Raw genomic sequence first — 26,142 nt, 5'->3', positions numbered from 1 at the left:
CTGAATGCGCGAGCGGCAATATGGTAAAGCCGGAATTCTTCCGTTTCCAGCATCTCTTCCTTCTCATCCTCCTCCGTTGGGGGGAGGGAGGATGAGAAGGCCCTCAATTCGTGGCGAACATCCGAAGCCCGTTGTCGCACACGATCTTGCGCCGATCCGTCTCCGGAATGCCGGCAGCGGCGAACTGCTTCTCCATCAGCTCGCGCGAATTCGGCCACGAGGTCGCTGGATGCGGGAAGTCGGTCGACCAGTAGAGGCAGTCCGGCCCGAAATATTCATAGCAATATTTGAGGCCGACCGGCTCGTACATGAAGGTCGCGCCCATCTGCCGCTTGAAATATTCGCTCGGCAACATGCTGAGATTGGGGAATTTATAATGCCCCTGCACGATGCGGCCGTCGAGCACGGTGTCGAACAGGAAGGGCAGCCAGCCGAGACCCGGCTCGACGAACATCACCTTGAGCTTGGGGAACTTCTCCATCGTGCCCGGCAGGATCCAGAAGCAGATCGTCTCGGCGAGCTGCAGCGACGGCAGGCCCAGCGCGATCGCACGCTGCGGCGTCGGGTCGCGCGCGATATGCTCATAGCTCTTGGCGCTGTTGTCGAGATGGTTGAGGATGGTGAGGCCGGTCTCCTGGATCACGCCCCACAGCCGGTGATACTCCTCATGATAATAGTCCTTGAGGCCGAGCTCGGTCGGAAAGGGCGGCAGCTGCACGCAGCGCGCGCCGCGCTTCGCGACGCGCTCGACTTCCTTGATCGAGGCGTCGATATCGAACGGCAGCAGCTGATAGGCGCACATCAGCCGCTCGGTATCCACCGACGAGAAATCGGCGATGGCGTCGTTGAAGCCGGACAGCATCTCCTTCCACTGATTGCCCATGATCGACGGCGAGCAGACCTTGGCGCCGCCCACCTCGGGGAAGATCACCTCGGCGAACACGCCGTCGCGGTCCATCGCCTTCAGCTTCGCGTGCGGCTCATAATGGCCCGCATCGTTCCAGGCATAGGGATCCATGATGTCGACGATATCGGGCGTCCAGCCGCCGCGCCGGTCGACCTCCTGCTGCTGGAACGCTTTGTTGCCGTCGATCCACTGCTGGCGCAGGCGCTGCGGCAGGCGGGCGGTGACCCATTCGTCGGTGAAGAAGACGTGGGAATCGACCGAGACGAGCTTCTCGGCGGGATCGAATGTGGATGCTGCGCTAGCCATTTCTACTCCGTTGATCGCGGCTTTTCGGGGAGGATGGCTACTGCCCGCGCGTCTCCCGCAGCAATGTCGGATTGAGACGCGGAGCTGACGCAAAATATTACAGGCGCAGACGGGACGCACGGAAGCACGGGCTTTTCCCGACGGATGTTGTCCGAATCGTTGACGATATGACCGTCATCCTGACGAAAGTCAGGATCCATTAGCCGCAGCGTTGCGTCTAAGGGCACCGCTGCGGCGAATGGATCCCGGATCAGCGAAGCGACCGCTGAGCCGGGATGACGAAGAAGAAGGCGACGAGCGGCTCAACCCCTCAAAACGCTTCCGCCTCCAGCGCCATCAGCGAGCGCTTGCCCGATTTGATCGCGAGGAAGGCGGCGGTCGCCTGCGGCAGGATGCGATCGAAGAAGAAGCCTGCGGTCGCGATCTTCGCCTTGTAGAAACCTTCATCCTCGCCCGCGCCCTCGGCCAGACGCGCATGGGCGATCCGCGCGGCGCGCAGGAAGCAATAGCCCATGCCGACGAGCCCCATCAGGCGCAGATAGTCGGTCGCCGCGGCGCCGGCCTCCTCGGGATCGGCGAGACCCTTCTGCGCGATCATGCCGGTCGAGAGCTGGAGCGCGCCGAACGCCTGTTGGAGGCCGCCTGTGAAGGCCTTCAGCGCCTTGTCCTCGACGCCCGCCATCTCCTCGCACAGGCCCGACACCGCATGGAAGAAGGGCCGAAGGTTGCGCCCCATATGCGCCGGCAGCTTGCGGCCGACGAGATCGAGCGCCTGCACGCCATTAGTGCCTTCATAGATCTGGGCAATGCGCGCATCGCGCACGAACTGCTCGACGCCATGCTCGCGGATATAGCCGTGACCGCCGTAGACCTGCACGGCGAGATTGGCCGCATCGGTGCCGAAATCGGTGAACAGCGCCTTCACGACCGGCGTCACCAGCGCGATGAAGTCGGTCGCCCGCGCGCGGACCTCGGGATCCTCGCTGTGCTTCTCCGCATCCAGCGCCCGTGCCGCCCACATGCCGAGCGCGCGGCAGCCCTCGGCATAGACGCGCATCGTCATCAGCATGCGCCGCACGTCGGGGTGGACGATGATCGGATCGGCGGGAAGGTCCGGACGCTTCGGGCCGGAGAGCGAGCGGCCCTGCAACCGCTCCTTCGCATAGGCGACGGCCGACTGATAGGCGATCTCGTTGATGCCGAGCCCCTGCACGCCGACCGAGACGCGCTCCGTGTTCATCATCGTGAACATCGCGGCGAGGCCCTTGTTCGGCTCGCCGACCAGCCAACCGGTGGCGTCGTCGAAATTGATCTGGCAGGTGGCCGAGCCCTTGAGCCCCATCTTATGCTCGATGCCCGCCACCGACACGCCGTTGCGCGCACCCGCGCTGCCATCCTCCTTCGGCAGATATTTGGGCACGAGGAACAGGCTGATTCCCTTCACGCCCTTGGGCGCGTCGGGCAGCCGGGCGAGCGCGAGGTGGATGACATTCTCGGTGAGGTCGTGATCGCCCGCCGAGATGAAGATCTTGGAGCCAGTAAGCTTGTAGCTGCCGTCCGCCTGCGGCTCCGCCTTGGTGCGCAGCAGGCCGAGATCGGTGCCGCAATGCGGCTCGGTGAGGCACATGGTGCCCGACCAGACGCCGCTTACCATCTTGGGCAGATAGGCCTGCTTCAGATCCTCGGTGGCATGTCCCTCGATCGCGGTGGTCGCGCCATGGGTGAGGCCGGGATAGAGGCTGAACGACACATTGGCCGCGCAGATCATCTCCTCGACGAGCTTGTTCACCGTCTCGGGCAGCCCCTGCCCGCCCCATTTGGGATCGGACGCCAGCGCGGTCCAGCCGCCCTCGCGGAACTGGTCGTAAGCCTCCTTGAAGCCCTTCGGCGTGCGGACGATGCCGTTCTCGTAGGTGCAGCCTTCGAGATCGCCCGAGGCGTTGAGCGGCAGCAATATGTCCTTGGCGACCTTCGCCGCTTCTTCCAGCACCGCATCGAGCAGATCCGGCGTGAACTCCTCGAACGCCTTCAGCCCGCCATAGCCATCGTCGGCGAACAGCTCGTGCAGCACGAAGCGCATGTCGCGCAGCGGGGCCTCATAGACTTGCATCGATACTCTCCCTCACTTCATCCTCCCCGCGCAGGGGAAGGATGAAACAGTCTCAATTCCGCAACGGCTTGCCCGTCTCCAGCATCGTCTCGACCCGCGCGATGGTGCGTGGGTCCTTGATCGCCGCGACGAACGCCTTGCGCTCCAGCTTCAGCAACTGATCCTCGGTGACCGTATCGACCAGATCGGCCTCGCCGCCGGTGATCACCTCGGCGAGGCGATCGGAGACGACGAGATCATAGTCGGTCGCCAGCCCCTTCTTGTGGAAATCGCGCGCGGCGAGATCCAGGCCGGTGCGGCCGCTGGCGCCGGGCAGGCGGAAGCTCGGCGGCTCGGGCGGCGCATAGCCTTCGACCAGGCTCAGCGCCCTGGCCTTGGCATCGGCGAGCAGGCGATGGCGGTTCATCGTGATGCCGTCGCTCCTACGGAGGAACATGAGCTCCTTCGCCTCGGCGGCGGACTTGCTGACCGTGGCGGTGGACACCGTCTCGAACACCTTGGCGACGGCCGGCATCGGCCCCTTGGGCAGCAGCCCGGACTTCGCCCAGCGATCGAGCATCTCGCCATTGCCGCCCCAGCCCGGCACCAGTCCGACGCCGCATTCGACGAGGCCGATATAGCTTTCGGCATGGGCCTGGATGGCATCGGCGTGGAGCAATATCTCGCAGCCGCCGCCGAGCGCGAGACCGGCCGGCGCCGCGACCACCGGGAAGGGCGCATATTTCAGCGCCTTATAGGCCTGCTGGCCGCCGGCGATCAGCTTCTCGATCTCGCCCCACGCCGCGATGTTCACCGCGAACAGGGCGAGGCCGAGGTTGGCGCCGGCCGAGAAGTTGCTGCCCTCATTATAGACGACGAGCGCCTTGTAGCTGGCCTTCACCAGCGGGATCGCCTGCTGGATCAGCGCGACCACGTCGCCGTCGAGCGCATTCATCTTGCCCGTGAATTCGAGCACCACGACGCCGTCGCCGGCATCCCAGAGCGCCGCCGAGCCGTTTTTGGCAAGCGGCTGCGACGCGCGCTTGATGTCCTCGAGCAGCAGCACGCCCTCGGCATGCGGCACATCGGCATAGCTGCCGTCCACGGTCAGATATTGGCGCTTGCCGCCTTCGACCCGGTAGAAGGGCTTGTCGCCGGCCGCCTCCAGCAGCGGCGGCACCGGGCGGCCTTCCGCCTTCAGCCGCTCGGCGAGCTTGCCCGGCCCGAGCCGGTCGATCAGCTCGAACGGGCCATAGCGCCAATTATAGCCGAGCTTCATCGCGTCATCGATCGCGACGATGTCGTCCGCCGCCTCGCCGACCAGCTTGGCGGCATAGGACAGCACATTGCCGAGGATCGTCCAGGCGTAGCTGCCGGTCTTGCCGGGCGCGGCGATCAGCGCGCCGAGATCCTTTTCGAGGCGCGACGGCAGCGGCTCCGGCTTGCGCTCGGGCCGATAGTCGCCGGTGGCGAGATCGAGCGATTCCTTGGCGCGTTTTCCCCCCGCCTTGTTCAGCCGGTAGAAGCCGCCCTTGCCCTTGCGGCCGGTATAGCCCTCGGCGATCATCGTCTCGACGAGCGGCATCGGCCGCACCGTCTCGAAATAGGGATCGCCCTGCGGCAGGGTGGCGGTAAGGCTCTTGGTCAGGAGCGGCATCAGATCGACGCCGACCAGATCGATGAGGCCGAAAATGCCGGTCTTGGGCACGCCCATCGGCTTGCCGCCGATCTGGTCCGCCTCCTCGATCGTCAGCCCCTGGTCCATCGCCGCATTGACCGCCACGGCCAGCCAGTAGGTGCCGATGCGATTGGCGATGAAGCCCGGCGTATCCTTGGCGTGGACGACATGCTTGCCCATCGCGCGATCGGCGAAATCCTCGACCCGCGCCGCCAGCTCCCGATCGGTCTCCGGCCCGGTCACGATCTCCAGCAGCCGCATGTAGCGCGGCGGATTGAAGAAGTGGGTGATCAGGAAATCGCGCCGGAACAGGTCCGAGCGCCCCTCGATCAGATGACCGAGCGGAATGGTGGAGGTGTTGGACGACACCGCCGTGCCCGGACGCTTCACCGCCTCCAGTTTCTCGTAGAGCGACTGCTTGAGATCGAGCCGCTCGACGATCGCCTCGATCACCCAATCGCATTCCGCGACCTTGCCGAGATGATCCTCGATATTGCCGGTCTCGACGAGCTTTGCCGCGCTCTTCGACATGAACGGCGCCGGATCGGTCTTGAGCATACGCGCGACCGCACCCTTGGCGATGGCGTCGCGATCGCTGCCGTCCTTCGGCACGATATCCAGCAGCAGCACGGGCACGCCGGCGTTGGCTACCTGGGCCGCGATGCCCGCGCCCATCGTGCCTGCGCCGATGACGCAGACCTTGTTGATCGCACCCGTCATCATGCGCGCTCCAGCACGGTGGCGATGCCCTGGCCGCCGCCGATGCACTGGGTGGCGAGCGCATAGCGGCCGCCCTCGCGAGCGAGCAGCGCGGCAGCCTTGCCGACAATGCGCGCGCCGGTCGCGCCGAGCGGATGGCCGATCGCGATCGCGCCGCCATCGAGATTGACCTTGCTCTCGTCGAGCCCGAGATCGCGGATGCAGGCGAGCGCCTGGCTGGCGAACGCCTCGTTGAGCTCGACCACGTCGAGATCGGCGACGGTGATGCCGGCCCGCGCCAGCGCCTTGCGCGACGCCTCAACCGGGCCGATGCCCATGATCTCCGGAGCGCAGCCCGTGACGCCGACACCGCGCACATAGGCGAGGATCGCAAGGCCGTGCTTTCTGGCGAAATCCTCGGACGTCACCAGCAGCGCGGAGGCGCCGTCGGTGAGCGGCGAGGAGGTGCCGGCGGTGACGGTGCCGTCCTTGTCGAAGGCGGGCTTGAGCCCGGCCAATATCTCCACGGTGGTATCCGGGCGGATGATGCCGTCCTCGCTCACCGGGCCGGCCTTGGTCTCGATCGGCACGATCTCGTCGGCAAGCTTGCCGGCCGCGCGCGCCGCGGCCGCCTTCTGCTGGCTCTTCACCGCGAAGCCGTCCTGCTCGGCGCGGGTGATCTGGTATTTCTCGGCCACATTCTCGGCCGTCTCGCCCATCCCCATATAGGCGCCGGCGCGCTTCTTCGCGAGCGCAGGGTTGGGCAGCGGGTTGAAGCCCATCATCGGCACGCGGCTCATCGATTCGAGGCCGGCGCAGATGAACGCCTCGCCCGCGCCGATCGCGATCTGGCCGGCGGCGATGTGCACCGCGCTCATCGACGAGCCGCAGAAACGGTTCACCGTCATGCCGCCGACCGACAGCGGCAGATCGGCAAGCAACCCGATCAGCCGTGCGACGTTGAGCCCTTGCTCACCCTCCGGGAAGGCGCAGCCCAGGATGACGTCCTCGATCTCGGCCGGATCGACCCCGGTCCGATCGAGAAGGCCGCGAATCACCTGGGCGGCGAGATCATCGGGGCGAACGCGCGCCAGCGCGCCTTTGTTCGCAAGGGTGAAGGGCGAGCGGGCGTAGCCGGCTATGACGACGTCGGACATGCGATTCCTCTCCGTGAACACGGCCCGGAATATAGGACCGTAAGCGCTTTCCTTAAAGGTGCGATAATTTACCTATACGTCAATGGATTTTTGGTCCATAGCTTAAAACGCCGGTTGCCCAAGACGGGAATCGGTGGCCGCGACGCGACACCAGACCGCGCGTGGAGACAGGAAAGGAACTGCAAGGAGTGCTATCGTGATCACATCGATGATCGTCGCCTCGTTGCTGGGCGCCGCACCTTCCGCCGATTCGGTCATCGGCCAGTGGCGGACGGAAACCCGCAACGGAATCGTCGACATCCAGCGCTGCGGATCGTCGATCTGCGGCCACCTCGTCACCTCGGACGGGATCCGCGCCAATCCCACCCTTCAGGATGTCAACAATAAGGACGCGAAGCTGCGCGGCCGCGCGTTGAAGGGCGTCGCCATGCTGCAGGGTTTTTCCTGGAGCGGCGGCGTCTGGGACGGCGGCACGATCTACAATGCCGAGGACGGCAAGACCTACAAGGCGCGGATCACGCCGGTAGATGCCGATCACCTCGCGTTGCGCGGCTGCATCTTCGTGCCGCTCTGCAAGACACAGAACTGGACTCGCGTGCGTTAAGCGTAACGCGCGAAACCGCCCGTTTCGCGCAATGTAAGGGAAGCCGCATAAGATGAAAAACATCGTGACTGGAGGGGCCTGCAAGGCAGCCCTGTTCGCAACCTCGGCCATGGCGGCCGTCACCCTGGCGCAGCAGGCCCATGCCTCTGCCTTCTATCTGCAGGAACAGTCGGTGAAAGCCGTCGGCCGCGCCTTCTCCGGCGAAGTGTCGGACACCGGACCGGAATCGCTATGGTGGAATCCGGCGTCGATCGGCGGACTGCCCTCGGCACAGGCCTATTTCGGCGCGGCCGCTATCATTCCCCGCGCGGATTCGGTGAACACCGGCACGCTGGTGGTCCGGCCCGGCCAGGCGCCCTCGCCCGTGGGTGGCGACCAGCGGGAGAAAAATCCCGTGAACAATGGCGTGCTGCCGTCCGGCGGCTTCGCGATCCCGATCGGCGAAAAGTTCGCGGTCGGCCTGGTCGCGACGTCGCCCTACAGCTTCACCACCAACTATGCGAGCGACAGCTGGGCACGCTATAATGCCGACAAGACGCGACTGCGCACCTACGACATCCAGCCGACCATCGCCTTCATGCCGATCCCGGGGCTGTCGCTGGGTGCGGGGCTGAACATCGAATATGCCAAGGCGACACTTTCCAACCTGCTGCCGGATCCGATCTCGCCGCTGCTGCCCGATGCGGAGCAGACGCTGAAGGGCGACGGCTGGGATCTCGGCTATTCGCTCGGCGCGCAATATCGCAGCCACTTCATCGATCTCGGTGTCTCCTACAAGTCGAGCGTAAAGCATAAGCTGAAGGGCAGTTTCTCGATCGCCGGCAACGCCAATCCGGTGCTCGCCGGCGCGATCAACCAGTCGATCGACGGGGTGCATGCCACGTTCCGCACGCCTTGGCAGCTGACGTTCGGCGCCCGCGTGCATGCCACCGACCGGCTCACCATCAACGGGCAGATAACGCGATCCGGCTGGAACAAGTTCGACGCGATCACTCTGCTCTCGCCGCTCGACACCGCCATTCCCGAAAATTACAAGAACAGCATGTCGTACGCCGTTGGCTTTGATTATGCGGCAACGCCCAAATGGACGGTGCGCGGCGGCATCCAGCGCGATCTTTCGCCGATTCCAACCGGCGAACGCGATCCGCGCGTGCCGGACGGCGACCGCTGGAACTTCGCGCTCGGCACCAGTTATCAGCTGACCTCGCGCTTCACCATCGATGCAGCGGCCAGCTATGACAAGATCCACAGCGTCGACATCGACAAGGCCACTGCCGCCTATGCCGGCACCCCGCTGCAGACCGTGATCGTCACCTCCGGACGGCTGAAAAATGCCAGCGCGCTGATATTCGCGCTCGGCGGGCGCGTGACCTTCTGATGAGCAGCGGCGCCACGTTGGCCGGCGGGCAGGCGTTTGCAACGGGCGGGCGGGGATCACCCCCGCCCGTGATCCGCCAGCATCTCCTGACCGACCTGCTCGACGATGCGGTGCGGCGTTACGGCGATCGCCCGGCGATCGATTTTCTCGGCCGGGTGACGCATTATGCGGAGCTCGGCGAACTGGTGGACAGGGCCGCCCGCGGTCTCCAGGATCTCGGTGTCAAGCCGGGCACCCGCGTCGGCCTGTGCCTGCCCAACACCCCCTACTATCCGATCCTCTATTTCGCGACGCTGCGGGTCGGCGGGATCGTGGTGAACATGAACCCACTCTACGTGGTGCGGGAGCTGATCGCGCTGATCGAGGATTCGGGCGCCGAAGTGGTGGTGACCTGCGACCTCGCCCAGTTCCACGATCGCGCCGTCGCGACCCTGGCGCAGACGAGAGTGCGCCATGTCGTGATTTGCCCCATCGCGGATGCGCTCTCCCCGCTCAAGCGTTTCGCCTACAAGCTCTTCAAGCGCGGCGACATCGCGCCCGAACTGCAGGATCCGCGCGCGCTGCACTTCGCCGACCTGATCACCAATCCGGCGGCGCCCGATCCGGTCGCCCTTTCGCCCGAAGACGTCGCCGTCTTCCAATATACCGGTGGCACAACCGGCGTTCCCAAGGCGGCGATGCTGACCCATGCCAACCTGACCTCCAATGCGGAGGCAGAGCTGATCCATGTCGGCGGCGAACGGCCGGAGCAGGATCGGGTGGTCGGTGTGCTACCGCTTTTCCACGTCTTCGCGCTGACCACCGTGCTCAACTTCTCGGTGCTGGTCGGCGCAGAGATGGTGCTGCTGCCGCGCTTCGAACTGCACCAGCTGCTGGCCACGATCCGCCGGACGCGGCCGAACTATTTTCCCGCCGTGCCCACCATCTACGGCGCGATCAACGAGATTGCGGCCAAGGAGAAGATCGATTTCTCCTTCATCCACGCCTGCATATCCGGGGGAGCAGCCTTGCCGGCGGAGGTGCGGCAGAGCTTCGAGACGCTGACCGGATCGCGCGTGGTGGAAGGCTATGGCCTTTCCGAGGCATCACCGATCATAACCTGCAATCCGATCGACGGGCTGAACAAGGCCGGGTCGGCGGGCATCGCGTTCCCCGGCACGATCATCGAGATTCGCGACCTGGACGATCCGCACCGCGTGCTCGGCACGGGCGAGCGCGGCGAGATCTGCGCACGCGGCCCGCAGGTGATGAAGGGTTACTGGAACCGAGCCAAGGAGACCGAGGCGGTATTCGTCGATGGCGCGCTGCGCACCGGCGATGTCGGCTATCTCGACGAGGACGGTTATTTGTTCATCGTCGACCGGATCAAGGACATGATCCTGAGCGGCGGCTACAACGTCTATCCGCGTGTGATTGAGGAAGCACTGTACGAGCATCCGGCCGTGCGCGAGGCGGTGGTGATCGGCGTGCCCGATGCCTATCGCGGCCAATCGGCCAAGGCGTTCGTGACGCTGAACGAGGGCGCGAGCGCGACGCCGGAGACGCTGGCGGCGTTCCTCAAACAGCGGCTCAACGCGATCGAGCGTCCGCGCGAGATTGAAATTCGCGACAGTCTGCCCAAGACTTTGATAGGCAAGCTTTCGAAGAAGGAGCTGGTGGCGGAGGAGGCGGCGAAGGCTGCGACGCAGCAGGGGGATGGGAATGAGCAATGACGGCGACGATCTTCGGGGGATACAGGACGTTGCCCAATCGCTCGGCGTCACCACGCGCACGCTGCGCTTCTACGAGGATCGGGGGCTGATAGAGCCGCGCCGTGTCGGCACGATGCGGATCTACAGCAGGCGCGAGGTGGGCCGCATGCAGCTGATCCTGCGCGGCAAGCGGCTGGGCTTCTCGCTGCGCGACATCAAGGAATTCCTCGATCTCTATGACGCCGATCCGCAGCATGTGGAGCAGATGCGGGTGCTGGCGGCGCGCTGCCGCCAGCGGATCGACGAACTGACCGAACAGCGCGAAGCGCTGGACAAGACGCTCGTCGAATTGAGCCAGATGGAGCGCGAGGCGCTGGATCGGGTTCGCATGGCGCGCCGAAGCGCGTAGCATTACGACCAATGTCGCCGCGCCTCAGGGCAGGCGGCACTCATGTTTGGCGGAAGAAGCTTCTTTTTCGAATTCAGCTATCCCGACCCACCCTATGACCAGGGCTGGACGCCTTCCACTTCGACATGACCGTCGGCAAGACGGCGGCCGACCAGGCGCACGCGCTTGGCAACGAGATCGACCGGCACGCGATGCAGCTCCAGCATCAAGATGCCACCGAGGTCGCGGCGCAAGACGAAACCGGCACCCTGCCGGAGCAGCATGCCGGTCTCATCCACGCTGTCATTGTCGGTCACGGCGCGATGCTGCACCACATGCGGACGCCGCACCGTCCCTGACACGTTGCTAGATACGTCGCGCCGCGGTGACACCGAGAATGACGAACAGCAGGAACAGCGCGATGGCCACGAAGAACAGAAGCTTCGCGATGCCGACGAATGCGCCGCCGATACCGCCAAAGCCCATCGCGCCAAGGACCAAACCTGCGACGAGGAAGATGAGTGCCCATTTGAGCATGTGACTGTCCTTTTCCATTACAGCCGAGAAACTGCACCGATAACGTTTCGACGGCGGAAAGTTTCCGGTCATGCTGCGATGCATCGTTGCAACACCCGGGTCGCGGCGTGATCGGCCCGTCCTGCCAGCAATAATTTGTCACCATCGGGAAACCGCGCAGCAGAACGCCGCATCTACCCATGGCGAGCCCGTGAGGACGGACCCCGATGCCGCGGCATGAGAGAGGGAACGCCGGCGGGATGCGGGAGGAGCATTCTCTGACAAAAGGGGATCTCCTGTATGAAAATGTTCCTTGCCCTCGCGACGGCCCTCGTTGCGGCAACGCCGGCCTTTGCGCAACCGACCGAGCCCCCGGCCGAGTTCACCGTGTCCGGATCGGTCGGCCTGGTGAGCGACTATCGTTTCCGCGGCGTTTCGCAGAGCGACAAGAATTTCGCGATTCAGGGCGGCATCACCGTCAGCCACGCCTCCGGCTTCTATGTCGGGACATGGGGATCCAACCTTGCCGGCTGGGGCACCTTTGGCGGCGCGAACATGGAGCTCGACCTGTTCGGCGGATACAAGAGAAGCTTCGGCGGCGCGACGGTGGATGTCGGCCTCACCTGGTACATGTATCCGGGCGGCGCGGACAATACCGACTTCGCCGAACCCTATGTGAAAGTGAGCGGGACGATCGGCCCAGTCAACTTGCTGACCGGAATAGCCTATGCACCGAAACAGGAAGCGCTCGGCAATTTCTCCAACACGCCGCAGAGCCGCGGGCAGAGTCAGGACAATCTCTATATCTGGAGCGATGCCAGCATCGGCATTTCGGGAACGCCAGTGACGCTGAAAGGGCATCTCGGCTACTCCAACGGCAATCCCGGACTCGGCCCCAACGGCACCAGCGTGGCGCCCACCGGCGAATATGTCGACTGGATGCTGGGCGCGGACGCGACCTTCGGACGCCTGACCTTCGGTATCGCCTATGTCGACACCGACATCTCCAAGAAGGATTCGGCCTATCTGCCGACCTTCTCCTCGAGCAAGAACGGATCCTCGATCGCAGGCTCTACCGTTCTCTTCTCCGTAACGGCCGCATTCTGAGGTCGGCCTGAGCGGGCGGTGGGAGCGATCGGGTCGATCGCCCCACCCCCCATTCGATTCAATCGCAGACGTAGCCGTTCCTGCGATTCTGGTCTTCATCGTGATGCTGATCCAGATTCTTGCCGAGCAGCGCGCCGCCGCCGGCGCCAAGCAGCGTGCCCAGCGTGCTGCCGCCCAGCGCGCTGCCCAGCAGGCCGCCGCCCACGGCGCCGAGCACCAGGCCGGTCGTGCCGTTGCTGCGCTTGCAATAATAGCGCCCGTCGCTGCCGCGATAGACACGTTCATTGCGGTCGATCCAACGGCGATCATGGTCGCGATAATGCTGTGACGGATCCCAATTTCCGTCGCGATCGCCGTCCCAGCGATCATCGTAGGGCTGCGCAACGGCCGACGTCGAAAGGATCATGGGCGTCGTCGTCACCAGTGCTGCGAGAACGATAGTGAGTGGCTTCCTCATCTGGGTCTCCTTTTCGTCGCTGCCAAACGTCAGGCCAACGACTTGTTTCCCTTTCGAGGCGATTGTTACACGGGCTTAAGGATCAGGTGAGATTAGCCGAACCACGGAAGGGTGAGGCAATGCGGTGAGCCGAAGCGGGAAGGGTTGCGGTAGCAGTGGCCGCACCATATTTTATGTCCAGTTGCGTCACCGGGGGGAGGCATACGGTCAGCAGATGGGCATGAACGGGGCCATGACGATCATATTCCCCTGCGTTGGCGGGCTCGCCACGCTGACTGAGATCGAGGCCCGCGCCACCGAACTCTGGGCAAGCCTGGCATTCGACGAGACTGCAAAGGCCGCGCTGAAGCGCGACGGCTTGGCCCTGGACGCCATGCGCCTGACTGGCCCTTGTCCATTCCGATTCACGCTTGCCGATGCCGACGAGCATGCCCTGCTTTCCGTGCCCGATCGCTCCGATGCGGACGATCTGCTCGACCTGTGGCGGATCTATTTCCAGCGCCGGCTCGTGCCGATGACCGGTCGGGAAGCCGCCTGAGCGAAGGCCGCCCCTGCACCCATGACGATCAGATCCAGTCGCGCCATTTGAACCACAGGAGCGGCAGGACGGCAGAGAACAGGCACAGCATCAAAGCATAGGGATAGCCGTACCGCCAGGCGAGCTCAGGCATGACCTTGAAGTTCATTCCGTAGATGCCGACCACGAGCACCGGCGGCACGCCGACGACCGAGACGACGGTCAGCACCTTCACCACATCATTCTGCTCGATGCTGATGAATCCCGCCGCCGCATCTTGGAGCAGCTGGACGCGCCCGGACAGACTCGTCTCGAACTCGTCGAGTGAGACGATGTCGTGTCGGACGGCGGAAAATCGCTCGCGCAGCGCCTCTTCGATCTTTGGCTGGCAGCGATCCATAACGAAGGCCGCCATGCGATCTATGCCGAGGAACATGTAACGTACCCGCGAGGCACGATCATTGGCACGGCCGATCTCGAGCATCGCTTCGCGCAGCACGGCTGTCTTGTGGCTCAGCCGGTGGCGACGCTCTGGCTCTTCGAAGAAAATCTTCTGGGACGCCTTGGCGACGATGGCGGACGCCCGCTCGAGATGATCGGCCGCGCGATCGACCACCTCCTCGAGAAGGCGCACGAATATTTCGGCGGGCACCATTTCGGATGCAGCCGCGATCTCGTCGAATATCATGTCGATGGCCTGGAGCTCAGCATAGCGCACGGTGGCGATGTGGCGCGGCGTGAGGATGAAGCCGGTGGGCGCGATCTTCCACCGTTCGGTCGACGTACCGGACAAGAGCGGCGCGCTCATATAGAGCGTGTTGCCATCGACCCGCAGGCGGCTGCTCGCCTCGATCTCCTGCAATGCCTCCAGCGTCGGCAGCACGATCCCGAACCGCTCTCGGATCCGTTCCACCTCCTCCTGCGTAGGATCCCTCACGTCGATCCACCGGCAGTCCGCTTCGCCGCCGTCGCCCGCCTCTGCTTCGACTTGCGGCAGATATCGTATCATCAAGGGCTCCGAAAGAAGGTCTCGCCTGCGGGATCATAGCCGCAAGCGGATACGCCTGCGCGACCGGATCGTTCCGCCGCGGGCCGGCCGGCAAGGAGACGGCATCGGCGGTGCCCACAAAAAAGGCCGCCTCACGGGCGGCCCAGGTTTAGGAGAGGATGCCTGAAAGGCCCCGCCTTCTTGCACCTGCGAACAAAATTCCGCAAGTGCGAAATAGCGATCAGAGAAAGTGAGGATTCCGATCATCCGCCCCGCCGCGGCGCTGGCCGATCGCACCTCCACCCGCACAAATGGGATCGCCCGATACAAATCGCGACAATTCCGTCCCCTCACCGGCAAAGTTACGCGACAGCCCGGCCGCATAGCTGTGCTCACGGGCGGCACAACGCCCCTCAGGACAAGGAGTTGACCAATGAAGAAGATGATTTTTGCCGCTGGTGCGTCGGTGCTTGCGCTGCTCGGCGCGGCGAGCGCGATCGCGGCGCCCGGCGACACATCCGGCCCCCGCAAACCGATGGCCGACATGAGCCGCGCCCAGCTCGTCGCAAAGCTCGACGCGCGTTTCGCAAAACTGGACCTCGATCGGGACGGCACGATCACCAGGGACGAAATGCAGCAGGCTCGCAAGGCACGCCACGATGCGCGCTTCGCCAAGCTCGATACCGACGGCAATGGCTCCCTCTCGCGCGCAGAGTTCGATGCGCCGCGCGGCAGTCTCCGCGGTCATCATGGCCATCGCCGCGGCCACGGCATGATGGATACCAACAAGGATGGCACCCTCTCCAAGGCCGAATTCGAGAGCCGGGCGCTTGCCCACTTCGACCGGATGGATGCCAACCATGATGGCGTGGTGACGGTTGCCGAGCGTCAGGCCGCCTGGTCCGCGATGAAGGCGCGGCATGCGCCTTCTTCGCGAAACTGAGGTTGAGCCGGAGAGGAAGGGTGGATCGATCCACCCTTCCTCTTTTCCTCTCGCAATCTTTCGATAGGAAACCGTACCCGCTCTTTCTCCAGCCGGAATCCTGCGTCGGTCGCGTAAAAGCCGGCCAGATACACCGCCACGGAACGAGGCCGGGACGAAGTGTAGGACGCTCTCTGCCGCCAGCCCGAGACGATCCGGCTCGATCGCGCGGCGCACGCCGCGCGGCGATGGCTGTTTCGGCCCGATAGGCCATCAGCGGAGCGAAGCATGGGCGGTAATGCCCGCCAGTATCGCACCCAATCCCTCGCAGCCTCCCCGCCAGGCTGCCGCGAGAACCGCCGGGCGCCCGACATGCAGTCCGATCCGCTCCACACTATCCTGCAGGGACCGTTCGATTATGGCGCGGCCCGGCGTCGAGCCGCGATGCCAATCCCCGCGATAGTGGATCTCCACCGGCCCCAGCCCGGCTGCCTGGATCGTGAAAAGATGGTTCAGCTCCCGGGCACGATCACCGTTGCGTACCAACAGCGAGCAGGAGCCGCGCACCGCGAACACCGCGGGCTCGGGATCGATTGCGTCGATCGTCGTCTTGAAGCCGGAATGGCGAAGCCGCCGTTCGACATCCGCATTGAGCCGCCCCAGGTCGAGTTGGGCCGCGCGCTCCTCGACCGCCAGCTTGGGCCCTACCGTCGCGATCAGCGCCGCGCCGAGCAGGGCGCTACTAGCGACGGCGCGCCGATAGGCCAAGGCCGACCACCATCACGACACCGGTTATCAGAAAGCCCGCAATGCCGAAAAACTGGGCGCCCGGGCCGGTATGGATATAATCGAACTGGGCCGGAAAGCGCGCCAACGTCGCCAGGCGCACCACATTGACCAGCGCCATTGCCCCCGCCGCCACGATGCCGACGCCGAGCCGGGCCAGGGTCAGGCGCAGACCGAGCAGTTGCATGAGCGTGACGAACAACAAGATAGCGAGCGAGATGTTGTGGATCGACGAGCAGCCGAGGGCAACATAGAGCATGCCGCGGCCGTCGGCGAACCAGACGACGTTGCCGCGCACCGGCAGCCCCGCGAAAAATGCGGCGATATGCGCGTCCACGCCGAGGATGCGCGGGCCGAAAAAGGCGAGCAGCAGCCGCCCCCAGATCAGCGGCCCGGTGAGCCCAAGCATCACGACCGCGATACGCCGGCTGCGGCTGCCGCGCTGCGCGGTGCGATAGAGATGCAGGCCGCCGAGCAGCAGCCCGGCGGATCCCGCCTGGTTGAAGGGCACCAGCGCCAGCAGCAGCATCACCGCGGCGATGGCGATATCGCCATGTTGGACCGGCTCCCGCTCGCCGCGCTCGGCCCCGATCAGCAGCAGGGCGCAGATGGCAAACCACGCGATGGCGCTGATGCCGCCGAGATCGAGCAAGGCCATGTCGAGCGGCTGCTTGTGCACCGCCTTGACAAGGCTGCCGGCAAAGCCGTTCACCGCCACGACCACGCCGCAACAGCCGATCAGCTGATCGCGGCCGATTCTGGCGGGCACGGCGCTGCGATGCTGCCGGAGGTTCGCCGCATCCTGCGTGCGCATGATCAGGTCCGAACGCGGCGTCTCAGCAAGCCATAGGCCCAACCGATCGCCAGCAGGGCGCCGAAGCCCAGGCCAGCAACCGGCGCCGGGCTGCCTTGCGCATGCCCGCCGCCGGTACCGCCTCCCGCTCCACCACCTCCGCTGGAACCCGTGCCGGCGCCGCCATCGCCGCCGGCATGGTGATCGCCATCCTTGGTCACCACACCGCCCGGATTCTCGATCGGGCTCGTCACTGTGCCCGCACCGTCGCCGACGCGGATCGAGCCCTCGCCCTGCGCGGGACGGATCGGATCGCCACCGCTGCCCCCGGACGACCGGCCGGGATCCGCTGCGCCGCCGCCGACCGGAGGTGCGCCGCCCTCGACCCTGACGGCAGCGCGATCGGCACGGTCGCCCGGGCGGCGATCTGCGATAGCCGGCCATGTCGCCGACACCATCAGCGTGGCTAAGATGATCGACGCATATCCGACTTTCCTTTTCATGGCGGCGCTCCCACTTCGCTGCTTTAAGTTATCATCTTATTCATAAAGGAGAGGCCGGGACATCGGCGCAGATTGTCTACCTCATCAGTATTCAGCCATCCTTTTTTCCGATGGCGGCATTCAGGCAACCGGGTCTGCCATTTTGACGAACGGCCGCGACTCGAAATCACCGATACCGACACCGACATATTCCAGCCCCGCGGCGACAGCTTCCCGGGCAGGATAGACATTGCGCAGATCGACCAATGTCGGCGTGGCGAGCAGCGCCGCGATCCGTTTCAGATCGAGCGCACGAAACGCATCCCATTCCGTGACGATGACGAGCGCATCCGCTCCATCGGCAACCGCATAGGGATCTGCCGCGAAATCGACGTCGCTGAGCATCGTCTTCGCCTGCTCCATGCCCTCCGGATCATGGGCACGCACGATGGCTCCGGCATCCTGCAGCGCCCGAATGATCGGAATGGCTGGCGAGTCGCGCATGTCATCGGTGTCGGGCTTGAACGTCAGGCCCAACAGACCGACCGTCTTGCCTCTGACACGACCGCCCATCGCCCTGATGATCTTGCGTCCCATGGCCCGCTTGCGGCTTTCATTCGCCGCGACCGTCGCCTCGACGATGCGCAGCGGGGAATCATTGTCGTCAGCCGTCTTGAGCAGGGCCAGGGTATCCTTCGGAAAGCAGGAGCCGCCGAAGCCCGGCCCCGCATGAAGGAACTTGCGGCCGATGCGGTTATCCATGCCGATGCCGCGCGATACGCCCTGTACGTCGGCACCGACTACTTCGCAGAGATCCGCAATCTCGTTGATGAAGGCGACCTTGGTCGCCAAAAAAGCATTGGCCGCATATTTGATGAGCTCGGCGGTACGCCGGCTGGTGAAGACGAGCGCAGAGGACTGGTTGAGCGATAGCGGCCGATAAATGGCGGCGAGCACGGACCGGGTGGGTTCGTCTTCTGCACCGACGATCACCCGGTCGGGCCGCTTGAAATCGCTAAGGGCTGCGCCTTCGCGAAGGAACTCCGGATTGGACGCGACGGTGATGCCTTTGTCGGGAGCGATTTCGCTGACGATCCGCTCCACCTCATCGCCGGTTCCGACAGGCACGGTCGACTTGTTGACGATGACCGCGGGCCCGTCGAGCGCAGCGGCCACTTCCCGTGCGGCGGCGAAGACGTAGCTGAGATCGGCATGGCCGTCGCCGCGGCGTGAGGGCGTGCCTACGGCTATGAAGACGGCCGATACATTTTTGACGGCAGTGGCGAGGTCATCCGTGAACGAGAGCCGACCCGCGCGGACATTGGTTTCGACGAGCATGTCGAGGCCGGGCTCGTAGATCGGCATGATACCATGGCGGAGTGCCGCGATCTTCGAGACATCTTTGTCGACGCACGTCACCTCATGTCCGAAATCGGAAAAGCAGGCGCCGGACACCAGGCCGACATATCCCGTTCCGATGATCGCGATACGCATGAACTCATCCCCCTATCTGCCGAAGATGAAGAAAACTAGCGTGTTGCGCGAAGCCAATAAAAAGGCGCTTCCGGATAGCGCCTTCGGGATAAGTCGAATCGACCGGCATCATGGTCGGACGAAAGAAGAGAACTCTCCGTAAGCATAGCCATTGCTATCCCGATGAACAGCCGGCACTCCCCATGATGCGTTTTCGCATGACCGAAGGCGATCTAGGGTTTCTGCTGCAGCCATCCCTCCATCAGCGATCGAGCGCTGCTGGCCATGGCTATCTGTGGGGATCGAGATGTCAAACGGCGCGTATAACACTCTCGGGAGTGAATTCCTCGTCAATACAACGAAGTCCGGTCAACAGACCGACGCCGCCATTACGGCCCTGGCGACCGGCGGCTTCGTACTATGCTGGACCGACGCGAGCGGCAGTGGCGCCGACAGCAGCGGATCAGGCATCAAGGCGCAGATCTATGATGCCAATGGTGGCCTCGTCGGCAGCGAGTTCCTGGTCAATAGCCAGACCGCCGGAGCGCAGACCCAGGCATCGGTCGCGACCCTGGCGTCCGCCAACTTCGTCGTGACATGGACCGACGCCAGCGGCGTGGGCCCGGATGCCAGCCAGCTCGGCATCAAGGCGCAGATGTTCTCGGCGAGCGGCGCGAAGATCGGCAGCGAATTCCTCGTCAATACGACGACCAACCTCAACCAGAACGCGCCGACCATCACGAACCTCGCCAATGGCGGCTTCGTCGTCAGCTGGGTCGATGCCAGTGCCACCGCACCCGATGCAAACAGCACGGGGGTGCGCGCCCAGATTTTCGATGCCAATGGCGCCAAGGTGGGCAGCGAGTTCCTGGTCAACACGACAACGCTCAGCGCGCAGAATTATCCGGCGCTCACCAGCCTGTCCTCGGGCGGTTTCGTGGCGACCTGGGTCGACAGCAGCGGGCTAGGCGGCGACAATGCGGCGCCGGGCATCAAGGCCCAGCTTTTCTCCGCCACAGGTACGAAGATCGGCGCGGAATTCCTGGTGAATTCCACCATTGCCGGATCACAGGATCAACCCACCATCACCTCGCTCGACAATGGCGGCTTCGTCGTCGTCTGGCGCGACCAGAGCGGCGTGGGCGATACGAGCGGATCGGGTCTCAAGGCGCAAATATTCGATGCCAATGGCGGCAAGATTGGCGCAGAATTCCAGGTCAACACCACCGAGCTCAATGCGCAGGATCAGCCGATCGTGACCGCCATTGCCGGCGGATTCGCGGTGAGCTGGCGCGACAACAGCATGCTCTCGACGGATTCGAGCGGCTTTGGCATCAAGATGCAGGTTTTCGACGATGCCGGCCATAGGCTGGGCAGTGAGTTCCAGGTCAACAGCAGCATCTACGGCACGCAGGAGATGCCGACCATCACGGCACTGGCCAATGGCTCGCTGGTGGTCGCCTGGAACGATTATAGCGGCACCGCCGGCGACACGGACGGTGGCATCAAGGCGCAGGTCTTCACGCCGACGACGGGGGCGATCAGCGCCCTCACGCTCTCCAACACGGTGATTTCGGAAGCCACGGTCGAACATACCGCGGTTGCCAGCATCGGCGCGACGGGCGCGCTCAACGCCAGCTACAGCTATCAGATCGTCGACGATTCCACCGGCGGCGCCTTCACCATCGACGGCAGCACGCTGGAAGTGGGCAACAGCCTGCTGCTCGATTATGAAACAGCGCAGACCGCCACCGTGACGGTGCGCGCCACCGATACGTTCGGCAACAGTTTCGACAAGGTGTTCACCATCTCGATCACGGATTCGGTCATCGAAAGCCGTTATTCGGGCGGAACCGAGATGCTGGCCAATACGGCGATCGCCGGCAACCAGCAGCAGGCGACCGTCACCGCCCTCTCGAACGGCCATTATCTGCTGACCTGGAGCGACGGCAGCGGTGTCGGTGGCGACACCAGCAGCTATGGCATCAAGGGCCAGATCGTCGATTCCGCCGGCAACGACATCGGTGGCGAATTCCGGGTCAACACGCAGACCGTGAACAGCCAGGACAGCTCGGCCGTCGCGGCGCTCGCCTCGGGCGGCTTCGTCGTCACATGGACCGACAATAGCGGCGTCGGCGGCGATCCCTCGAGCTCCGGCATCAAGGCGCAGATCTTCGATGCGAACGGTATTGCCGTCGGTTCCGAGTTCCTCGTCAACCAGACCACTGACGGCGCGCAGAAAATGCCTTCGGTCGCGGCGCTCTCGTCGGGCGGTTTCGTCGTCACTTGGACCGACAACAGCCTGCAGGGCGGGGACACCAGCGTCTCCAGCGTCAAGGCGCAGCTTTACGATGCATCCGGCGCCAAGGTCGGTTCCGAATTCCTCGTCAACACCAACACCGCCAACGGACAGGATACGCCCGTCGTCGCATCCCTGTCCGGCGGCGGCTTCGTCGTCAGCTGGCACGACAGCAGCCAGATCGGCGGCGATCCCAACAAGGACGCCGTGAAGGCGCAGATCTACGATGCGTCGGGCGCCAGGGTGGGCAGCGAATTCCTCGTCAACACCCAGACCGCCAGCAATCAACAGCAGGAGACGATCACCGGCCTCGCCTCTGGCGGCTTCGTCGTGGCCTGGGCCGACGCCAGCGGCAAGGGCGGCGATGCCGACAATTACGGCATCAAATTCCAGATCTACGACGCGGCCGGCAATAAGGTGGGCGTCGAGACGCTGGCCAACAGCACGACCGCGGGCGCGCAGCTCGCCCCGAGCGTGGCCGCGCTTTCCGACGGCAGCTTCATCGTAAGCTGGGCCGACTATAGCGGCCAGGGCTCCGAAATGGGCACGGCCGGCATCAAAGCGCAGATCTTCGCCGCTGACGGCACCAAGATCGGCGGCGAATTTCTTGTCAACACCCAGGCGCTGGGCAGCCAGACCGATCCTGCCGTCATCGGCAATGATCATGGCGGCTTCGCGATCGCCTGGACCGATTTCAGCGGGCAGGGCGGCGACGATTCGGGCACGTCGATCAAGTTCAAGCTGTTCGATCCGCTCGGCAGCCAGGGCGGGCCGCCGCCGCTGGTCGCGACCGCCGACACGCTGACCGGCACCGAAGATATCGTCTCGATCTATTCCGGCGCGACCCTGCTCGCGAATGATGTCGACGCCGCGGGCCAGCCATTGACCCTGCAGAGCATCTCCGCCGTCTCGGGCGGCACCGTCTCGCTGGACGCCAATGGCGCGATCACCTTCACGCCCTTCGCGAATTTCAGCGGGGCCGCGTTGTTCACCTATGTGGTGACCGATACGGATGGCCATAGCGCCACGGGACGCGTGACGATCAACGTCGCGCCGGTCAACGATGCGCCGACAGCCAATGACGATCACATCACCGTATCGGAAGACGGCAGCGTGATTCCGGGAAGCAGCCTGCTCGCCAACGATGTCGATCCCGATCTCGGCGACACGCTGACCATCCATCTCAATGCCGCGACATCCGCGGCCGGCGCGCAGATCTCGATCACGAACGGCATCATCAGCTACGCGCCGGGTAGCCTGTTCCAATCGCTCGCCGCTGGCCAGACGGCAACCGACAGCTTCACCTACACCATCGTCGATTCCGACGGCCTGAACTCGACCGCGACGGCCTATCTGACCGTCACCGGCGCCAACGACGCGCCGACCGCCATCACGCTCGCGGGCAGCGCGGTGGACGAGAATGCAGCCAACGGTACGGTGGTCGGCACGGTGAGCGCGCAGGACGTGGACCGGGGCGACACGCTGACCTACAGCCTCACCAACACTGCCGGCGGCCGTTTCGCCATCGATGCGCATACCGGCGTCATCTCTGTCGCCAACGGGACGCTGCTCGATTATGAGACAGCGCAATCCCAGACGATCGTCGCACGCGCCACCGACAGTTCCGGCGCCTATGTCGAATCCAGCTACACCATCGCGATCAACAACCTGCCCGAACCGAAGAGCTGGACCGGCGACAATGGCGTCAACGTGTTCACCGCGTCGAGCAACGATCTGTGGACGATCAACGGCCTCGGCGGCAACGACGTGCTGACCGGCAATGCCAGCCACGACGTGATCTACGGCGGCGCGGGCGCGGACACGCTGGATGGCGCGGGCGGCGCGGATACGTTGGCCGGCGGTATCGGCAACGATATCTATTATGTCGATAATGTCGGCGACCAGGTGATCGAAAACACCGGCGAAGGCACCGACACCGTCTATGCCTCGGTGAGCTACACGCTCGGCCCCGATATCGAGAATCTCATCCAGACGGGGACGCTGGACCTGTCCTTCGTCGGCAATGACCTCGCCAACACGGTGACGGGCAATTCCGGCAACAACGAGATGCATGGCGGGCTGGGAGGCGACCTGCTGACCGGCAATGACGGCAACGACACGCTGTACGGCGAAGGCGGCAGCGACTTCCTGCAGGGCGGCAATGGCAACGACACGCTGATCGGCGGCGCCGGGGCCGACGAACTGACCGGCGGCGCGGGCAACGACATGTTCGTGTTCGACAGCCTGACCACGTCGGCCGACCGCGACAAGGTGAAGGATTTCACCCCGGGCGAGGATATCATGGCGCTTTCCAAGGCCGTGTTCACCGCCTTCGCCAACCTGCCGGCGGGCGGCTTGCCAGCCAGCGCCTTCATCAACGGCACCCAGGCGCTGACCGCGGATCAGCACATCATCTACCAGCAATCGACCGGCAATCTCTATTATGATCCCGATGGCGTCGGCGGGCAGGCGCAGATCCAGATCGCGCTGCTCAGCACCAAGCCGGTGCTGACCGCAGACCATTTCACCATCATCGCCTGACCTGAGCGAAGATCCGATCTTCAAGGGGGAGGCGGCGGGGCGCGAAGACCAGCCAGCGCGATATGCAGAAATTCAGCGTCACGGTGATGCCGATCGCGCCGATCTTGGCGATGAACGGCCCGAACAGCGGCGTCAACGTCCACACCACGGCGGTCGACACGGTCATGCCGAACAGCACGAGCAGCGCGAAACGCACCGCCTGGCGGCCAGCCGGCCCGCCCGCGGACGCGAAGGTCCAGTGCCGATGGAGCAGAAAGGCCACGACCGCCGAGATCGAATAGGATGCGATATTGGCGATCGGCGGCGCAAGCCGGCCATGAACGAAGGCAGCATAGAGCAGGGCATCGGTCGCGGTGGCGCAGCCGCCCGACCCGAGAAAACGCAGCACCTGCCCGCGCACCTGGCTCAATGCCGGGCGCCCTCGCCGATGACGAGGACGGGCGGCCAGCCCTGCGGGCTTTCGCTATGCCCGTTCAGGATCGCCTCGACCACCGGTGTCGGGCGCTGCTTGGATTGGATGAAGACCCGGCCGAGATACTCGCCGATGATGCCGAGAAACAAAGCATTCAGCGTGATCGACATCAGCATCAATATCGTCGTCGTCGCAAAGCCGGCGGGCCAGGCCGCCCCGAAGGTGAGCCGCCACAGCAGATAGACGAAGATCAGCAGGAAAGTGATGCTGCCGACCAGAAGGCCGACCGCGGACGCGATGCGCAACGGTACCAGCGAATGATTGAGCAGGCCGTCGACCGCGAGTGCAATCATCGGCCTCAGCGAGAATTTGCTCATGCCCGCGATACGCTCGCCCCGATCATATTCGATGCCGACCTGGGAGAAACCGAGCGCGCTGATCAGGCCGCGTATATATGGGGTGGTATCCTGGACGAGCTTCAGCTCCTGCAGGATACGCGCATCGACCAGCCGGAACTCGCCGGCATCGATGGGCAGGTCATCATCGCTGAGCGCATTGATGAAACGATAGAAACCGCGCCGCGCCAGCGCCGTCGCCCAACTATCGCGCAACGACCGGCGAATGCCGTAGACCACCTGATGGCCTTCGCGCCACCGCGCCAGCATCTGTGGTATCAGTTCTGGCGGATCCTGCAGATCGCAATCGAGCTGGATGGCACAGGCGCCCGTCGCGCTCTGATAGCCCACCAGCACCGAACGCTGATAGCCATAGTTGCGCGAGAAACGGATGACGCGCACCCGCGGATCCGCCGCGGCGATCGTGCGCAGGATCGAAAAGGTACGATCGGTGGAATGATTGTCGGTGAAAATGATCTCGCACTCATAGTCCGGAAGCCCGGTGAAGACATCGACGATGGTCGCGTAGCAGCGCTGGACCGTCGCCTCCTCATTATAGGCGGGCACCACGATCGAAACGCGGGTCGGAACCGAGGTCAGGATGTTCATGCCGCCACCGTCATCATTCTGGGCCGGGCTTCTTCGATGAGCGCCGCCAGCCCTTCGCGCAGCGGAACGCGGGGACGCCATCCGGTCGCCCTGCGCAGCCGCTCGATCGACAAGCGCAACGTCACCGGCTCATAATCGTCGCCGCCGGCCAGCAATCGCAGACTGCATCCGGCGAGATCGGCAATGGTTTCGGCCAGCGCCTCGACGCTGACGTCGTAACCCGAGCCGATGTTGATGACCGGGCAATCCGCCGGCATCTCCCGAGCGAGGCCGGTCAAGACCTCGACGACATCGTCGACATGGATGAGATCCCGTCGATCCTTGGGACGCCTGAGCGATATCGGGCGATTGGCCACGCAGGCCTCGATGATCGACGGCACGAGAAAGTCCGACGCCTGACCGGGGCCGTAGACGAGCGCGAGACGCGCGGTGACCAGCGGAAAGGGAAGCCGCGGCGCGATCGCCTGGGCATAGTGGGTGGCCGCCACCAGCGAGGCCGCATAACCCGTTTCCGGGCGTTCGCGCTGCTCCTCGTAGAAAGGCAGCGCTGCCGCGCCATATTCAGCGATCGATCCGGTCCGCAGGAACAGACGCGGGGGTACCTCCATCCCGGCGGCCGCTTCGACCAAGCTCAGGAAATCGGTGAGGCTTTCCAGCGATTCCCTGCTCTGCGCGAGCGTCGGATCGTGGCGGCTGGCGGTGTTGCCGACGAGATGGAAGATCCCGGTCGGCCGCACCGCCGCGAGGCAGGCGCGGACCGCCGCCCCGTCCGACAGCGACAGCCGATGGAGCGTGACCGCAGAGCCTATCGGCTCCAGCCGGACGGCCGCGCTGGACGGGCGCAGAAGCACATGCACCTCATGCCCCTCCGCCACGCAGCGGCGGACGAGATGCGACCCGATGAAACCGGTGCCGCCGGTGATCAGGATGCGTGCCGCGCCGGCCATG

23 protein-coding genes are annotated in these 26,142 nt (G+C 64.5%); 8 read left to right on the top strand and 15 right to left on the bottom strand.

Going from position 1 to position 26,142, the window contains the following annotated elements; translation table 11 throughout:
• Positions 1 to 103 precede the first annotated feature (103 nt).
• The 4 genes from GQY20_RS18155 to GQY20_RS18140 all read right to left on the bottom strand — a co-directional run bounded on the left by GQY20_RS18155 (position 104) and on the right by GQY20_RS18140 (position 6,836).
• On the bottom strand, positions 104 to 1,213 hold the full coding sequence (locus tag GQY20_RS18155; protein WP_157218532.1) for an amidohydrolase family protein: 1,110 nt from the start codon (positions 1,211 to 1,213) through the stop codon (positions 104 to 106).
• A gap of 310 nt (positions 1,214 to 1,523) precedes the next feature.
• Positions 1,524 to 3,323: an acyl-CoA dehydrogenase C-terminal domain-containing protein gene (locus GQY20_RS18150; RefSeq protein ID WP_157218531.1), complete on the bottom strand. Its 1,800-nt coding sequence runs from the start codon at positions 3,321 to 3,323 to the stop codon at positions 1,524 to 1,526.
• 52 nt (positions 3,324 to 3,375) lie between these two features.
• Positions 3,376 to 5,700, bottom strand: coding sequence for a 3-hydroxyacyl-CoA dehydrogenase/enoyl-CoA hydratase family protein (locus tag GQY20_RS18145; RefSeq protein WP_157218645.1), 2,325 nt, complete (start codon positions 5,698 to 5,700; stop codon positions 3,376 to 3,378).
• Positions 5,700 to 6,836, bottom strand: a complete 1,137-nt coding sequence (locus GQY20_RS18140; RefSeq protein ID WP_157218530.1) for a thiolase family protein — start codon at positions 6,834 to 6,836, stop codon at positions 5,700 to 5,702. The genes GQY20_RS18145 and GQY20_RS18140 overlap by 1 nt, the downstream gene beginning before the upstream one ends.
• Positions 6,837 to 7,044: 208 nt before the next feature.
• Here GQY20_RS18140 and GQY20_RS18135 point away from each other — a divergent pair, with 208 nt between their 5' ends.
• Genes GQY20_RS18135 through GQY20_RS18120 form a run of 4 tightly spaced genes read left to right on the top strand, consistent with a single transcriptional unit; the run spans position 7,045 to position 10,918 of the window.
• Entirely contained in the window at positions 7,045 to 7,440 is a 396-nt protein-coding gene (locus GQY20_RS18135) for a DUF2147 domain-containing protein (RefSeq protein ID WP_408641125.1), read from the top strand.
• Between the two features lie 52 nt (positions 7,441 to 7,492).
• Positions 7,493 to 8,818, top strand: a complete 1,326-nt coding sequence (locus tag GQY20_RS18130) for an OmpP1/FadL family transporter (RefSeq protein ID WP_232476137.1) — start codon at positions 7,493 to 7,495, stop codon at positions 8,816 to 8,818.
• Entirely contained in the window at positions 8,818 to 10,530 is a 1,713-nt protein-coding gene (locus GQY20_RS18125) for a long-chain-fatty-acid--CoA ligase (RefSeq protein WP_157218529.1), read from the top strand. The genes GQY20_RS18130 and GQY20_RS18125 overlap by 1 nt, the downstream gene beginning before the upstream one ends.
• Positions 10,520 to 10,918 (top strand): MerR family transcriptional regulator, encoded by a 399-nt coding sequence (locus tag GQY20_RS18120; RefSeq protein WP_157218528.1) that lies wholly within the window; start codon positions 10,520 to 10,522, stop codon positions 10,916 to 10,918. Before GQY20_RS18125 ends, GQY20_RS18120 begins: the two co-directional genes overlap by 11 nt.
• Before the next feature lie 92 nt (positions 10,919 to 11,010).
• Here GQY20_RS18120 and GQY20_RS18115 read toward each other — a convergent pair whose 3' ends face one another.
• Together GQY20_RS18115 and GQY20_RS18110 are read right to left on the bottom strand one after the other, a co-directional pair.
• A complete protein-coding gene (locus GQY20_RS18115) occupies positions 11,011 to 11,247 on the bottom strand; it encodes a DUF5818 domain-containing protein (protein WP_157218527.1) in 237 nt (78 codons plus the stop codon).
• A 16-nt stretch (positions 11,248 to 11,263) separates the two neighbouring features.
• Positions 11,264 to 11,434 (bottom strand): DUF1328 family protein, encoded by a 171-nt coding sequence (locus GQY20_RS18110; protein WP_157218642.1) that lies wholly within the window; start codon positions 11,432 to 11,434, stop codon positions 11,264 to 11,266.
• Positions 11,435 to 11,713: 279 nt separating this feature from the next.
• Here GQY20_RS18110 and GQY20_RS18105 point away from each other — a divergent pair, with 279 nt between their 5' ends.
• A complete protein-coding gene (locus GQY20_RS18105; protein WP_157218526.1) occupies positions 11,714 to 12,520 on the top strand; it encodes a TorF family putative porin in 807 nt (268 codons plus the stop codon).
• 58 nt (positions 12,521 to 12,578) lie between these two features.
• Here GQY20_RS18105 and GQY20_RS18100 read toward each other — a convergent pair whose 3' ends face one another.
• Positions 12,579 to 12,977, bottom strand: coding sequence for a glycine zipper domain-containing protein (locus tag GQY20_RS18100; RefSeq protein ID WP_157218525.1), 399 nt, complete (start codon positions 12,975 to 12,977; stop codon positions 12,579 to 12,581).
• A gap of 232 nt (positions 12,978 to 13,209) precedes the next feature.
• On the opposite strand from GQY20_RS18100, the gene GQY20_RS18095 reads away from it, so the two are divergent.
• Positions 13,210 to 13,515 carry a hypothetical protein gene (locus GQY20_RS18095; protein WP_157218524.1) on the top strand — a complete coding sequence of 102 codons (306 nt, stop codon included), beginning with the start codon at positions 13,210 to 13,212 and terminating at the stop codon, positions 13,513 to 13,515.
• 28 nt (positions 13,516 to 13,543) lie between these two features.
• On the opposite strand, the gene GQY20_RS18090 is transcribed toward GQY20_RS18095, so the two are convergent.
• Complete coding sequence (locus GQY20_RS18090) at positions 13,544 to 14,503, bottom strand: CorA family divalent cation transporter (protein ID WP_157218523.1); 960 nt, start codon at positions 14,501 to 14,503, stop codon at positions 13,544 to 13,546.
• A gap of 412 nt (positions 14,504 to 14,915) precedes the next feature.
• Between GQY20_RS18090 and GQY20_RS18085 the strand changes: the two genes are divergently transcribed.
• A complete protein-coding gene (locus tag GQY20_RS18085) occupies positions 14,916 to 15,425 on the top strand; it encodes an EF-hand domain-containing protein (RefSeq protein ID WP_157218522.1) in 510 nt (169 codons plus the stop codon).
• 252 nt (positions 15,426 to 15,677) lie between these two features.
• Here GQY20_RS18085 and GQY20_RS18080 read toward each other — a convergent pair whose 3' ends face one another.
• From GQY20_RS18080 to GQY20_RS18065, 4 genes are all read right to left on the bottom strand, one after another.
• Complete coding sequence (locus tag GQY20_RS18080; RefSeq protein ID WP_157218521.1) at positions 15,678 to 16,172, bottom strand: hypothetical protein; 495 nt, start codon at positions 16,170 to 16,172, stop codon at positions 15,678 to 15,680.
• Positions 16,147 to 17,004, bottom strand: coding sequence for a hypothetical protein (locus GQY20_RS18075; RefSeq protein WP_157218520.1), 858 nt, complete (start codon positions 17,002 to 17,004; stop codon positions 16,147 to 16,149). The genes GQY20_RS18080 and GQY20_RS18075 overlap by 26 nt, the downstream gene beginning before the upstream one ends.
• 2 nt (positions 17,005 to 17,006) lie before the next feature.
• Positions 17,007 to 17,486 carry a hypothetical protein gene (locus GQY20_RS32205; RefSeq protein WP_198351045.1) on the bottom strand — a complete coding sequence of 160 codons (480 nt, stop codon included), beginning with the start codon at positions 17,484 to 17,486 and terminating at the stop codon, positions 17,007 to 17,009.
• Between the two features lie 120 nt (positions 17,487 to 17,606).
• Positions 17,607 to 18,959 carry a UDP-glucose dehydrogenase family protein gene (locus GQY20_RS18065; RefSeq protein ID WP_157218519.1) on the bottom strand — a complete coding sequence of 451 codons (1,353 nt, stop codon included), beginning with the start codon at positions 18,957 to 18,959 and terminating at the stop codon, positions 17,607 to 17,609.
• A gap of 286 nt (positions 18,960 to 19,245) precedes the next feature.
• On the opposite strand from GQY20_RS18065, the gene GQY20_RS18060 reads away from it, so the two are divergent.
• On the top strand, positions 19,246 to 23,778 hold the full coding sequence (locus GQY20_RS18060) for a beta strand repeat-containing protein (RefSeq protein ID WP_157218518.1): 4,533 nt from the start codon (positions 19,246 to 19,248) through the stop codon (positions 23,776 to 23,778).
• Here the strand turns inward: GQY20_RS18060 and GQY20_RS18055 are convergent.
• From GQY20_RS18055 to GQY20_RS18045, 3 genes are read right to left on the bottom strand one after another with little or no spacing between them, the layout of a single operon-like run.
• Positions 23,768 to 24,178 (bottom strand): GtrA family protein, encoded by a 411-nt coding sequence (locus tag GQY20_RS18055; protein ID WP_232476146.1) that lies wholly within the window; start codon positions 24,176 to 24,178, stop codon positions 23,768 to 23,770. The genes GQY20_RS18060 and GQY20_RS18055 overlap by 11 nt on opposite strands.
• 5 nt (positions 24,179 to 24,183) lie before the next feature.
• The gene (locus GQY20_RS18050) at positions 24,184 to 25,194 is read right to left on the bottom strand and encodes a glycosyltransferase family 2 protein (RefSeq protein ID WP_157218516.1); all 1,011 of its coding nucleotides are present in this window, start codon (positions 25,192 to 25,194) and stop codon (positions 24,184 to 24,186) included.
• On the bottom strand, positions 25,191 to 26,141 hold the full coding sequence (locus GQY20_RS18045) for an NAD-dependent epimerase/dehydratase family protein (RefSeq protein ID WP_157218515.1): 951 nt from the start codon (positions 26,139 to 26,141) through the stop codon (positions 25,191 to 25,193). Before GQY20_RS18045 ends, GQY20_RS18050 begins: the two co-directional genes overlap by 4 nt.
• Between the last annotated feature and the right edge of the window lies 1 nt (position 26,142).

This window comes from Flavisphingomonas formosensis (assembly GCF_009755815.1).
GTDB lineage: Bacteria > Pseudomonadota > Alphaproteobacteria > Sphingomonadales > Sphingomonadaceae > Flavisphingomonas > Flavisphingomonas formosensis.
Note: the sequence above shows the minus strand (reverse complement) of the source record. Positions and strands in the feature narration are given on the sequence as shown.